This is a genomic window from Variovorax glacialis (assembly GCF_051216375.1).
GTDB lineage: Bacteria > Pseudomonadota > Gammaproteobacteria > Burkholderiales > Burkholderiaceae_C > Variovorax.
Genome location: NZ_JBPJZT010000022.1, coordinates 1 through 12,432, shown reverse-complemented (window position 1 = coordinate 12,432; position 12,432 = coordinate 1). Strand labels below are relative to the sequence as shown.

Here is a 12,432-nt window from a genome sequence, read left to right as displayed (position 1 = left end):
GTTTCAGCCCTCCGTGCCTTGGAGTTGGATCGAGACGCCGGGGCCCTGCACGCTGAGCTGCGCGTAGGGTGCGGCGCGTGCCGTGAGTCCGGCGAGAAGCGCTTCGGCCGGCGTCACGCCGACGTAGCGCAGGGTGTCGGGCGTAGCGGCTGCGGGCAGCGCTTCGGGCGCCACGCCGCAGGCCTGTGCGACCACCAGCCCGGCATCGCTTGCCTCGGGGTGGGCCGCGTGCGTGGCCTCCACTGTTGCTGCGGCCGTCCTCGGCAGCGCACCGACGCGTCGGGCGAGCCGGGCATCCATCTCCTTCGAGGTCGCGCCGTAGACCTGCTGCAGCGCGCGCCGAACGCCGGGTCGAATCTCCGCATAGCGGGGCGTGCCCTGAATGTGCAGCAATGCCTGCTCGGCAATCGACCGCGCAAAAGGCGCCAGCATCGGTGGGGCGCCGACTTCGCTGCGCACGCGGGCGCATTCGTTGGCGAACGCGTGCAGCCGGTGCGAGAGGCCCGCGTCGGCCAGCTTGCGCATGAACTGCGCTGCCACTTCGCCCGGCAGTTCGTGCGCGTAGGGCGCGAGGTCGAACACCCACGCGCGAGCGGGCGCGAAGCCGTGGCAGTCGGCCATCCCGGAGAGAAGCCGGTCGGCCTCGCCGACGGCGTGGAGCAACTGGTCGCTGGCGGGTGTGCCCTGCGCGAGAAGGCGCAGCGATCGCAACAGCGTGCCGAGCGACGGCACCGACGCGCCGTTCGCCAGCGGCGCGAAGGCCGTGTCGAGCCCGTCGATGCCGAGGCGCACGGCCTCGAGCGCGACCATCGGCGCGAGCGCGGTCTGGCAGCGCAGGTGCAGGTCGAGCGGCGTGCTGCCGAGGCCGCGGCGCAGCGCGGGCAACAGGGTGACCAACCGGTCGCTGGTCAGAAGGCCGGCTTCGTCGCGCAGCATCACGCGGCTGGCGCCGGCGCCCGCAAGGGCTGCGGCGTCGGCGCTCAAGTCGTCGTCGCTGTGCGTCGATTCGTGTGCGTACGGCAGCGCGGCGATCGTCGTCAGGCCGAGTGCCCGGGCCGCCTTCAGCACGGGGGCCATGCGCTCGATGTCAAGCAGGGGGTCGATCAGCAGGATCTCGGAAACACCGCGCTGCACCAGTTCGCGCAGCCACAGCGTGGCGACTTCGGTCGAAATGACATCGCAGCCGCGGTGGCCGTGATCAGTGAGCAGCGAAAGCGCTGCGCGCAGCGGGACGCCGGGGCAGCGTTCGCGCAGCAGCTCGATGCGCTGCCAGGGGTTTTCGCCGCGCGCCATGCATTGCTGCAGCGTGGCGAGCGAGGCGATCTCGACCGCCGCCGGGCGCGTGGCGGCCAGTCGCTCGGCGAAGGCGAGGGCCATCGGCGTCGTCATGCCGCCGGCCCAGCATGTGCTCTGGCCGTCGGTCAGGCTGATGTCGGTATAGCGCAGTACAGACAGCGCGGCATCGGTCATGGCTGTACTCCGGCTTCGGTTTGGGCCGCCTTGGCGGCCTGGGCGGCGGCCTTCTGGGCCGCCTTGCGCTCGGGCAGGAAGGTCTCCTCGACCCAGCGGGTCGTGACCTTGCCATCGACGAAATCGCCGTGCGCGAGGACCGCGTCATGGAACGGCGCGGTCGTCGAAGGCCCTTCGACCCGCAGGCCGCCGAGCGCCTCGCGCATCCGCGCGATGGCCTGCGCGCGCGTCGGCGCATGCACGATCAGCTTGCCGAGCAGCGAGTCGTAGTAGGGCGGCACTGTGTAGCCCGCATAGCAGTGGCTGTCGACGCGAATGCCCTCTCCGGCCGGCACGTCCCAGCGCGAGATCAGCCCGGGGCGCGGCAGGAAGTTGCGGTCCGGGTCCTCGGCGTTGATGCGGCACTCGATCGCATGGCCCTGCAACTGCACGTCGGCCTGCGTGAAAGACAGCGGCAGCCCGGCCGCGACGCGGATCTGTTCGGCCACCAGGTCGTAGCCGGTGATCATCTCGGTCACCGGATGCTCCACCTGAATGCGCGTGTTCATTTCCAGGAAGAAGTACTTGTTGTCTCGCTGGTCGACCACGAATTCGATAGTGCCGGCGCCGCAGTACTCGGCATTGCGCGTCAGGCTTACGGCGCACTCGCCCATGGCGCGGCGCATCGCTTCATCGACGGCGGGGGAGGGCGCCTCCTCGATCAGCTTCTGGTGGCGCCGCTGGGTCGAGCATTCACGCTCTCCCAGGTAGACCACGTGGCCATGCATGTCGGCCATGACCTGGATCTCGATGTGGCGCGCATGCTCGATGAACTTCTCCATGTACAGCGTGGCGTCGCCGAAGGCCGATTGCGCTTCGTTGGAGGCCGAGCTCATCAGCGATTCGAGCTCGCTCTCGTCCCGGACGATGCGCATGCCGCGGCCACCGCCGCCGGCCGTCGCCTTGATCAGTACGGGATAGCCGATCTCGGCGCCGACGCGCTGCGCATGCGCCACGTCGGACAGGGCACCCGAACCCGGCACGCGTGGGACGCCGGCCTTCTGGGCCAGGCCCACGGCCGTGATCTTGTCGCCCATCGCATCGATGGCGTCGGCGGAAGGGCCTATGAACACCAGTCCGGCTTCGACACAGGCGCGCACGAAGGACGAGCGCTCGGAGAGGAAGCCGTAGCCCGGGTGCACCGCATCGCAGCCGGTCTGCAGGGCGGCCTCGACGATCTTGTCCGCACGCAGATAGCTTTCCGAAGCCAGCGGCGGACCCAGCACGACGACTTTGTCGGCCATTTTGGCGGCCAGGGTCTCGGTGTCGGCTTCGGAGACGCCGACCACGGCCTCGATGCCGAGGCTGCGGCAGGCGCGGATCACGCGTACGGCGATCTCGCCGCGGTTGGCCACGAACACGCGCCGGATGTCGCGCTTGGCCACGGGGGTGGAATCAGTCTTGTTCATGGTCAGGCTCCTGGGGTCGGCTTGATCAGCATCACGATCTGGTCGTGCTGCACCGGTTTTCCGTTCTCGATCACGATGCGTTCGACCGTGCCCGTGACGCCGGCCTTCACCGTGTTGAACATCTTCATGACCTCAACCAGGCAGACCGTGTCATCGGCCTGGACCATGCTGCCGACGGCGACGAAGGGCGGCTGATCGGGGCTCGGGCGCAGATAGAAGCTGCCGACCATCGGTGAGCGCACCGCGATCAAGCCTTCGGGCACCTCCGTCAAGGTTTCCGGCGCGGCGGCGGCGGAAGCGCCAGCCGGGGATTCCACCAACGGGCCCGAATCGGCGCGGCGGCCTGCCGTGCCCTGCGGGGTCCGCTCGACCAGGGCCGAGGAGGCGCCGGGCTTACGGGCGTGAAGTTCGAAATCGCCCACGGTGACGTCGAGGGATTCGAGGTGTGCGGCGCTGTCGAGGATTTCGAGGATGCGACGGACGTCGGTATGGGATAGGGGCATGGCCTTTGTCTCCAGTACGGCGGGAGTGTCCGCCTTTCGTTGGCGCAGCGGTCTGCTGCAATGCCTCGATTAAATCATGGACACATTCATCTTGTCAACAATCTGAATGTCGAGTAAAGTTCGTTCATCGGCACACTGCCGCCACAACACGAGGCACCCGCGCATGACCACGCAGACAAAGATCCGCTCCGAAATCACCGGCACCGTATGGAAGATCCTGGTGAAGCCCGGCGACACCCTCCAGGCTGACGACACCCTCATGGTGCTCGAATCCATGAAGATGGAGATTCCGGTCATTGCCCCCGAAGCCGGGCGCGTCGTCGAGATCCTCATCGCCGAAGGCGCTCCCGTGCGCGAAGGCCAGGAAGTCGCGGTCTTCGAAGAGGAATGAGCGCGGTGAGGACCTCCGGCACGAGTTTGCAGGGTGCGTCCGGCGCGGACGCCGAAGCGCCGACCCTGCGCGCCGGCCGCCAGCTGATGACGCTGCCCGAGCAGATCGCCGAGCGCATCTTCGCCGCCATCGCGAGCGGCGAGTACGCGCCAGGCGATCGCATTCGCGAAGAGACCCTGGCCGAGCAGTTCGATGTCAGCCGTGGCCCGGTGCGCGAAGCGTTGCGCATCCTGGAGAAGGACTCGGTCGTTCGCATCCTGCCCAACCGCGGCGCCCACGTCACGCAGCTCTCGATCAAGGAGGTCGGCGACATCTTCGAAATCCGCCGCGATCTGGTCGGCGCGATGGTGCGGCGCATGGGCGATCGCAATGACGCCCTGATTTCCAGGATCGACGCCGAAGTTCGCGAACTGGAAGCCCTGGCGGACAAGCCTGGTTCCGACGACGCCTATCTCGAGGCCAGCATCCGCATGGGCCGCGTGCTCGCCGACGGCTCCGGCAACGAACGGCTCGCCGAGATCCTGGGCTCATTGGTGCGGCAGACGCGGCGCTATTCGAAGCTCGGCCTGGCGAGCGAAGCACGGCGCAAGGAATCGGCGCGCATCTGGCGCGCGATGCTGGAAAGCCTGAAGGCGGGCGACACCGACGGTGCGGCCGCCGCGATCGAAAGCCTGGTCGACCGCTCGCGGCTCGAAGCCGTGAGGCAGTTGCAGACGGAAAAAGCGAACGCTGGACGACGCGACGCCGAGGCGCTTGCCACCCATTCAACAACCCAAGGAGACATTCCATGAAGAAACGCATCCTCCTCACCGCTTTCGCCATGCTGGCCGCGACGGCTTCGTTTGCGCAGACTCCGTCTGACAAAGTAGTTCGCATCATCGCGGCAGGGCCGCCCGGTGGCACCCTCGACGTCGTGTCGCGCCTTCTGGCCGATGGTCTGCAGAAGGAGCTGAATCAGACGGTGATCGTCGATATGAAACCCGGTGCCGGCGGCGCGGTGGCGGTCAATGACCTGCTGCAGTCGCCGCACGACGGCAATACGATGGTTGTTGCGCTCGATGCGTTGGTCAGCGAGATCCCCCATATCGTCAAGCTGCGCATCGACATAGCCAAGGAGGTCAAGCCTCTCGCCGAGCTTGCGCGCGGCGGGCTCGTGATGGTAGGCAATCCGTCAGTGCCGGCGAAGAGCCTGCCCGAGCTGATCGCCTTCGTGAAGGCCAATCCGGGCAAGGTCAGCTATGCCTCCTACAGCGCTGGCACTGTGTCGCATGTGATGGGGCTGCAGCTGAACAAGGCCGCCGGCATCGACATGTCGCACGTCGGTTACAAGGGCTCGCCGCCGGCGCTCGTCGACGTCGTGGGCGGGCATGTGCCGTTGATGTTCGCCGGGATCCCGAACGCGATACCGCTGATCAAGGGCGGCAAGATCGTTCCTTACGCCGTCAGCCTTCCGCAGCGTTCGCCGAACCTGCCTAACGTGCCGACGTTCACGGAGCTCGGCTACCCGCAACTCGAGGCACTGGCCTGGGTGGGCCTGTTCACTACGCCCGACGTACCGGCCGCGGCACAAACCCGTCTGCGCGAAGCCGCACTGAAGGTCATGGCGCAACCGGCGATGCGCGAGCGCCTGAGGGAGTTCGGCCTCGACGCCGGCCAGCCACGCACGCCAGACGAGCTTACGAAGTCGCTGCGCGCGGACTACGAGCGCATCGGCGCGGTCCTGAAATCGATCGACTTCAAGCCCGAGTGAGCCAAGGGCGCGGATTTCGAAGCATCCGCGCTCGGCATTCGCTCAAGAAACGCCTGCTGCGTTCGCAGTGAGCTTCAACCCCACAAAGGACATTTCCAATGAGTTCCCACAGAATCGCAGGGCACGCCCTGTCCTGGGCCGCAGGGCAGTTTCGCGACCGGCCCGCCGTCGTGTTTCGCGACCGCAGTTACACCTACACGCAGATCGAACGGCGCAGCAACCAGCTGGCCAACGCGCTCATCGGCCTGGACCAGCTTCCGGGCGAGCGAGTCGCGGTGCTGCTCAACAACTCGGTGCAAAGCATCGAGAGCCAGTTCGCTGCGGAGAAGGCGGCGCAGGGCTACGTCGCCCTGAACGCCCGCCACACCCTGCGCGAGCAGGCCGGCATCCTCAACGACGCAGAGGCCTCGGTGCTCATCGCCGGGCCCGAGTTCCGCGAGATGGCGCTTCAGGTGAAGGCACTCGTGCCGTCGCTGCGCCACGTGATCAGCGTGGATTGGCACGAAGCCGGCGTGCTCGGCTACGACGCGTTGCTGAAGAGTGCCACGGACGGTTTCCCGGGCCTCAAGGTGCGGGCCGACCTGCTGCTGCGCATCGCCTACACCTCGGGCACCACCGGCCAGCCCAAGGGCGTGGCCTACAGCATCGAGCGCTGGGAAGCGCGCCTCGCGAACCATTTCGCCGCCATGGAGTACGGCCTCGGGATCGATGACGCGATGCTCCATGTTGGGCCGCTCACGCATGCCGCCGGCGTGCACCTGTTGCCGTGCTACCTGCGCGGCGCGCGCAACATCGTGGCCGATAAGTTCGACCCCGAACAGGTGTTGGCGCAGGTCGGAACCGACCGCATCAGCCAGCTGATGGTCGTGCCCACCATGATGGGTCGTCTGCTCGAAACGCTGGCCGCCAACCCCGGGGCGGACCTGTCTGCGCTGCGTCGCGTCCACTACGGAACCGCCCCAACGCCGACCTCCATGATCCATGAGGCACTCGAACGGCTCGGCCCGATCCTGCGCCAGCAGTACGGCATGACCGAGGCCGTGCAGCCGCTGTGCGTGCTCTACCCGCACGACCATCTGCAGGACGGCAAGCCTTCCGCGCGCATCACCTCGTGCGGCCGGCCCACGATGGACGTCGAGATTACGGTGCGCGACGCCGACGGCAACGCCCTGAAGGCGGGCGAGATCGGGGAAATCGCGATCGCGCACCGCGGCATCGGCGAAGTGGCGTTCTGGCGCCGGCCCGAATTGGAGCGCGAGTCCATCCGCGACGGCTGGTACTACAGCGGCGACCTCGGCCGCTTCGACGACGAGGGCTTTCTCTACATCGTCGGCCGAAACAAGGACATGATGATCAGCGGCGGCTTCAACGTCTATGCCCGCGAAGTCGAGGACGCACTGCACACCCATCCGGCCGTGGCCGAAGTGGCGGTGCTCGGCCTGCCCGATGCGGAGTGGGGCGAGGTGATCGCGGCCTTCGTGGTGCGCAGACCCGGGCAAGGCGTCGACGCCGCAGCGCTATCGAAGCATTGCGCCGAGCTGATCGCCGGCTACAAGAAACCGCGCGTGATCGAGTTTGTCGAGGCGCTGCCGCGCAACCACGCCGGCAAGGTGACCAAGAATGATCTTCGCGACGCCTATTTGGCGCGCCACAACCACGGAGCGACTTCCAAATGAACACGACGACCGAGACATCCAGGCCCGCATCGGGCGAATGGGCCGAAGACCTTGTTGAGCTGGCACAGCGCCGCGCGATTGCGCGCGAGCTCGGTGGCGAAGAGCAGGTCGCGCGCCACCACGCGCAAGGCAAGCTCACCGCCCGGGAACGCATCGATCAGCTGCTGGATGCCGGCAGCTTCAACGAGATCGGTGCGCTGGCCGGCGGCGTGAAGTACGGCACCGACCGAAAGCGCGAGAGCTTCACGCCGAGCAATGCCGTGGTCGGTGTCGGCAAGATCGCCGAACAGCGGACGGTGGTCTCGTCCGACGACTTCACGATCCGCGCAGGCTCTTCCGAAGGCTCGGTGTCGGAAAAGTGGATCTTCGCCGACCGCTACGCCTGGGAATACAAGCTGCCGATCGTGCGCATGGTCGACAGCGCGGGCGGCAGCGTGAAGCTGCTGGACAAGCTGGGCCACACCAAGATCCCGGGCTACGCCATGCTGCCGATGACGCAGCTGCTCGGCGCCGTGCCGGTGGTCGGCATTGCGCTCGGCGCCTGTGCGGGCCTGGGTGCGCTGCGGGTCGCCTCGTCCCACCTCGCCATCATGATTCGCGGCAAGAGCCAGATCTTCGCCGGCGGCCCGCCCGTCGTGAAGCAGGCGCTGGGCCTGGACGTCGACAAGGAAACGCTCGGCGGCTATGACGCGATGCACCGCTACAGCGGCACCGTGCAGCTCGCGGTCGACACCGAGGAAGAAGCGCTGCAGGCCACGCGGAGATTTCTTTCCTATCTTCCGGCCAACGTATGGGAACAGCCGCAGCGCGTGGCCTGCGACGACCCGGTCGATCGCTGCGACCCATGGCTCAACCAGGCGATCCCGGCCGACAAGCGCAAGATCTTCCAGCCCCGCAAGATCCTGAAGTCGATCTTCGATCAAGGCTCGGTGTTCGAGCTGTCGCCGGACTTCGGCGGTTCGACCATCACCTGCCTGGCCCGGCTGAACGGCCATGCAGTGGGCGTGATGACGAACAACCCGATGGTGATGGGCGGCGCGCTGACGCGTGCCGCGGCGCTGAAGATGGCGCGCTTCGTCGACCTGTGCGACACCTTTCACCTGCCCATCGTCAACCTGGCCGACCAGCCGGGCGTGATGACCGGCCCCGACGCGGAACGCGAAGGCACGCTCGCCGCCGCGATGCAGACCCTGCACGCGATCGAACAGTCGGGCGTGCCATGGCTGGCGATCGTGCTGCGGCGTTGCGTGGGCCTCGCCGGCGCTATGCTGAGCCCGTGGCACGGCCCCTCGGGAACCGCCTTGCCGAACCGCTACGCCTGGCCGTCGGCGCGCTGGGGTTCCATTCCGGTCGAAGGGGGCGTCGCAGCGGCCTACAAAAAGGACATCGCCGCTGCCAGAGACCCGGTGGCGCATCGGCTCGAACTCGAGGCGCACTACCACGCGATCTCGTCACCGATGCGAACGGCCGAACGCTTCGGCGTGCTCGACATCATCGAGCCGGCGACGACACGGCCGTTGCTCTGCGCCTGGGTGGAAGACGCGTACCGAGCGACCGGCCGCCGCTTGGGGCCGGTCGGTCGCACGATGCGCTGAGATTCGGATGCGGAGGCGCGCGGGCTCAGCCGCCGAGCTTCAGGTAGAGCCGGACCATCGCTTCCTCGGCGACGAGCATCGTGACGATGATCGCGACCAGGATCACGATCCCGTGGAATGCGCCGTCGAACCGGACGTTGTCCCCGAAGATGAACGTGATCGCCTCGAGGATCACGAACTTGGATCCGAACAGCACCAGCCACGCGCTGAAGAATCGCAGGGCCCTCATGAAGCCGCCGGTCTTGCCCTCGAACAATCCCGCGATGCGGCGCTCGAGGGTGATCGTGAGTTTCAGGAGCAGCTGCAGCACGACCGACACCCACAACGACGTCGTGAATGAATCGATGGTCACGTTCGTCGAGTACTCGACGAACAGGTTCAGGACCACGAGGTCGATCAGGATCGCCGTGAAGTAGCGAACGAACCGTCGCTGCCTGGATGAGGGCGTCTCTGAGACGAAAGGCATGAGCGCTTCGCTCGATGGGGTCTGATGGGCTGTCATCGGCTCAGTGGTCCTCATGGCGTTGTGTTGCCGGAGCGACGCGCCCGCAACTCGCGGCGGAGTGTACGTGGAGGAGGCCGTGTGGCGGAACTATTGCGCTACGATCGCCGCAGATTGGAAGAGGAATACGGAACGATGAGTACGCCTTGCGAGACCGGCCTCGACCTGCGTACCGCAGGCTGCGAGCCCCCCAGGTGCCGGTGATCCGACTCGGCGCGCGGGCTATGGCGCTGGCATTGACCGTGCTGGTCGGCGCCTGCAGCACCGTAGGGCCTGATTTCCAGCAACCCCAGGTGCCCTGGCTATCGGACTGGAAGGGCGGCTCGCTCGAATCCCTGGGCGCCGACCCGCGCCGTGCGCGCAACGCGCAACTGCAATCGTGGTGGCGAAGCTTCGACGACCCCGTGCTCGATCAGCTGATTGCCGAGGCACAGCGCGTCAATCCCAACGTGCGCACGGCCGGCATGCGTATCATGGAAGCGCGTGCGCAACTCGGCATCGCGGGCAGCACGCTCTACCCCCAGGTGCAGCAGGCCACCGGCGAGCTGCTGAATGTCGGCACGCGGCGCGCAGGCGGCCCGGACAGCAGCGCCGCATCGTTCAGCGTGGGTGCGCGCATCAGCTGGGAACTCGACTTCTGGGGCAAGTTCCGGCGCAGCATCGAGGCAGCGGACGCCGGCTACTTCGCCAGCATCGCGCAGTACGACGATGTGCAGGTGCTGATGGCGGCGCAGGTGGCGGGGCTCTACGCTTCGATTCGTACCGTGGAAGTGCGGCTGCGCATTGCGCGCGAGAACGCCGCGATCCAGAAGCGCAGTTTCGACATCACGCAGTTGCTGTTCAGGAGCGGTGGTGAATCCGAGCTGGACGTCCAGCAGGCCAGGGCGCAGTACCTCGGCACGCTAGCCACGATCCCGCAATTGGAGATCGCCCTGCGCCAGAACCAGAATGCGCTGAGCACCTTGCTGGCGCGTCCCCCCGGGCCGTTGCCGGAGATGGCCGTCGGCGAGGAAGCGATCCCGCAGGCCGAACTGGGTGTCATCGTCGACCTTCCGGCCGACCTGCTGCGGCGCCGCCCCGACGTCAGGGCCGTGGAGATGCAACTGGCCGCCCAGTCCGCGCTGATCGGCGTGAGCGTCGCCGACCTCTATCCCTCCATCTCGCTGCTGGGCTCGCTGGGCTTGTCGGCCACCTCGGTGAGCGGGGCGCCCAATGTCCTGAACTGGGCCGTGGGGCCGAGCCTCGTCTGGAACGTCCTGGACAACGGCCGCCTCACCAACACTGTGCTGGTCCAGGACGCCCGCTTCCAGCAGACTTACGAGCAGTACCAGGCGGTGGTCCTGGGCGCTGCGCGCGAGGTCGACGATGCGGCCGTCGGCTTCGCCCTGACGAAGCAGCAGATCGTGCTGCTCGCCGATTCGGTGAAGGCCGCGCAGCGCTCGCTCGAGATCGCGACGCTCCAGTACCGCGAAGGGCTGACCGACTTCCAGCGGGTCCTCGATTCGCAGCGGACCTTCTTCAGCCAGCAGGAACAGCTCGTGAACGCGCGCGGCAGTCTGACCCAAAGCCTGATCGCCGTCTACAAGGCCATGGGCGGCGGCTGGGAAGAGGCGCGCAGCCGGCCCGTGGTCGACGATGCAACCCGGGAGGCCATGGGCCTGCGCAGCGACTGGAAAGGCCTGCTCGCCGCCCCCCTGCCGTCACCCGGCACCGGCACGATCCCCAACTCTCCGGGAACCCCACGACCATGAGTCCAGAACCGACCCCGCCGGCACCGTCGCCGGCCCTGTCCACCGAGGCCGCCGTCGCGCCTGCACCGCCGGACACGGGCAAGGGCGCGCGCCTCGGTGCCGTCGTCGTGCTCGCACTGATCGTCCTCAGCCTGGTCTGGTATTTCGTCTCGGACCGACTGACCCCGTACACCAACCAGGCCCGGGTGCAGGCCTTCGTGGTGCCGGTGGCCGCCGAGGTCGCGGGCCAGGTGCTGAAGGTGTACGTCAAGAACAACGACGAAGTGCAAAGCGGCGCACCCCTGTTCGACATCGATCCGACCTCCTACCGGATCGCGCTGCAGCGCAGCCGCTCGGATTACGAGTCGGTGAGGCGTTCGGTCAATGCTTCCACCTCGGGTGTGGATGCCGCCCGGGCCGGCGTGCAGGCAGCCCGGGCCAACCTTGTCTACGCGCGCCAGGACGCAACCCGGCTGGAGCAGATCTTCAAGGAGGACCCCGGCGCGATCTCGATTCGCCGCGTCGAGAGCGCGCACGCCAACCTGGTCAAGGCCCAGAGCCAGGTCAAGTCGGCCGAGGCCGATTTGAGCCGCGCCCACGAGACCGCGGGCGACAGCGGGGAGGCCAACGCGCAATTGATCAGTGCCCGCTCGGCCATTGAGAAGGCCGAGTTGGACCTGAAACGCACCCGCGTGGTCGCACCCGCCCGCGGCCGGGTCACCGACCTGCGAATGGACGTCGGGCAGTTCGCGCAGGCCGGCGCGCCGGCGATGACGCTCATCGCCATGCACGACCTCTGGATCAGCGCCGACATGACCGAGAACAACCTCGGCAACATCGATCCCGAGGATCCGGTGGCGATCGTGCTCGACGTGATGCCGGGCCAGGTGCTCAAGGGGCGCGTTCGCAGCCTGGGCAGCGGCGTGGGCTCCGGCAAGCAGACGCAGCCCGGAACCCTGCCCACGGTCGACAACAGCCGCGACTGGCTGCGCCAGGCGCAGCGCTTCCCGGTGGCGATCGAGTTCGACCCCGGTGAGCTCGATCGTTTGCGCGGTCTGCGGATCGGCGGCCAGGCCGAGGTCCTGGTCTACACCGGGGACCATCCGCTGATGAACTGGTTCGGGTCGCTCTACATCCGGCTGATGAGCTACCTGTCGTACCTCTACTGACCAGGACCATGAACCGGGGGGACAAGGCAGTGCTGCGATTGGCCATCGGCCTCGGCGTGGCCGTGCTGGTCGCGTACGGCATGGCGCTGCCGGCGCCTTTCGTGGTCTGCGTCATGACGGTTCTGCTGCTCTGCAAGCCCGGGCCGCCGATCCCTCTCGTCAAGGGCGTGGTGCTGGCGCTCGTCGTCGGCGTGCTGA

At 67.4% G+C, this 12,432-nt stretch carries 11 protein-coding genes and 1 pseudogene; 8 read left to right on the top strand and 4 right to left on the bottom strand.

The features are described from left to right. Nucleotides 1-3 precede the first annotated feature (3 nt). The 3 genes from ACSFBL_RS31765 to ACSFBL_RS31755 are packed head-to-tail and all read right to left on the bottom strand — an operon-like array spanning nucleotide 4 to nucleotide 3,421. Nucleotides 4-1,470: an acetyl-CoA carboxylase biotin carboxylase subunit family protein gene (locus ACSFBL_RS31765; RefSeq protein WP_435519803.1), complete on the bottom strand. Its 1,467-nt coding sequence runs from the start codon at nucleotides 1,468-1,470 to the stop codon at nucleotides 4-6. Next, a complete protein-coding gene (gene accC, locus ACSFBL_RS31760) occupies nucleotides 1,467-2,918 on the bottom strand; it encodes an acetyl-CoA carboxylase biotin carboxylase subunit (RefSeq protein WP_435519802.1) in 1,452 nt (483 codons plus the stop codon). Before accC ends, ACSFBL_RS31765 begins: the two co-directional genes overlap by 4 nt. 2 nt (nucleotides 2,919-2,920) lie before the next feature. After that, nucleotides 2,921-3,421 (bottom strand): acetyl-CoA carboxylase biotin carboxyl carrier protein, encoded by a 501-nt coding sequence (locus ACSFBL_RS31755; protein WP_435519801.1) that lies wholly within the window; start codon nucleotides 3,419-3,421, stop codon nucleotides 2,921-2,923. Nucleotides 3,422-3,584: 163 nt separating this feature from the next. On the opposite strand from ACSFBL_RS31755, the gene ACSFBL_RS31750 reads away from it, so the two are divergent. The 5 genes from ACSFBL_RS31750 (at nucleotide 3,585) to ACSFBL_RS31730 (ending at nucleotide 8,833) form a co-directional block, all read left to right on the top strand. Next, nucleotides 3,585-3,812: a biotin/lipoyl-binding carrier protein gene (locus tag ACSFBL_RS31750; protein WP_435519800.1), complete on the top strand. Its 228-nt coding sequence runs from the start codon at nucleotides 3,585-3,587 to the stop codon at nucleotides 3,810-3,812. After that, nucleotides 3,809-4,603: a GntR family transcriptional regulator gene (locus ACSFBL_RS31745; protein WP_435519799.1), complete on the top strand. Its 795-nt coding sequence runs from the start codon at nucleotides 3,809-3,811 to the stop codon at nucleotides 4,601-4,603. The genes ACSFBL_RS31750 and ACSFBL_RS31745 overlap by 4 nt, the downstream gene beginning before the upstream one ends. Nucleotides 4,604-4,632: 29 nt before the next feature. Further along, nucleotides 4,633-5,562, top strand: a complete 930-nt coding sequence (locus ACSFBL_RS31740) for a Bug family tripartite tricarboxylate transporter substrate binding protein (protein ID WP_435519798.1) — start codon at nucleotides 4,633-4,635, stop codon at nucleotides 5,560-5,562. Nucleotides 5,563-5,660: 98 nt separating this feature from the next. Further along, a complete protein-coding gene (locus ACSFBL_RS31735; protein WP_435519797.1) occupies nucleotides 5,661-7,238 on the top strand; it encodes a class I adenylate-forming enzyme family protein in 1,578 nt (525 codons plus the stop codon). Continuing rightward, nucleotides 7,235-8,833, top strand: a complete 1,599-nt coding sequence (locus ACSFBL_RS31730) for an acyl-CoA carboxylase subunit beta (RefSeq protein WP_435519796.1) — start codon at nucleotides 7,235-7,237, stop codon at nucleotides 8,831-8,833. Before ACSFBL_RS31735 ends, ACSFBL_RS31730 begins: the two co-directional genes overlap by 4 nt. Nucleotides 8,834-8,858: 25 nt before the next feature. Here the strand turns inward: ACSFBL_RS31730 and ACSFBL_RS31725 are convergent, their stop codons facing one another. After that, entirely contained in the window at nucleotides 8,859-9,299 is a 441-nt protein-coding gene (locus ACSFBL_RS31725) for a hypothetical protein (protein ID WP_435519795.1), read from the bottom strand. 230 nt (nucleotides 9,300-9,529) lie between these two features. Here ACSFBL_RS31725 and ACSFBL_RS31720 point away from each other — a divergent pair, with 230 nt between their 5' ends. The 3 genes and pseudogenes from ACSFBL_RS31720 to ACSFBL_RS31710 form a co-directional block, all read left to right on the top strand. After that, a complete protein-coding gene (locus ACSFBL_RS31720) occupies nucleotides 9,530-11,086 on the top strand; it encodes an efflux transporter outer membrane subunit (protein ID WP_435519794.1) in 1,557 nt (518 codons plus the stop codon). Further along, a complete protein-coding gene (locus ACSFBL_RS31715; RefSeq protein ID WP_435519793.1) occupies nucleotides 11,083-12,234 on the top strand; it encodes an HlyD family secretion protein in 1,152 nt (383 codons plus the stop codon). Before ACSFBL_RS31720 ends, ACSFBL_RS31715 begins: the two co-directional genes overlap by 4 nt. Nucleotides 12,235-12,242: 8 nt before the next feature. Next, nucleotides 12,243-12,432: pseudogene (locus tag ACSFBL_RS31710) on the top strand (DUF2955 domain-containing protein); the annotation flags it as partial.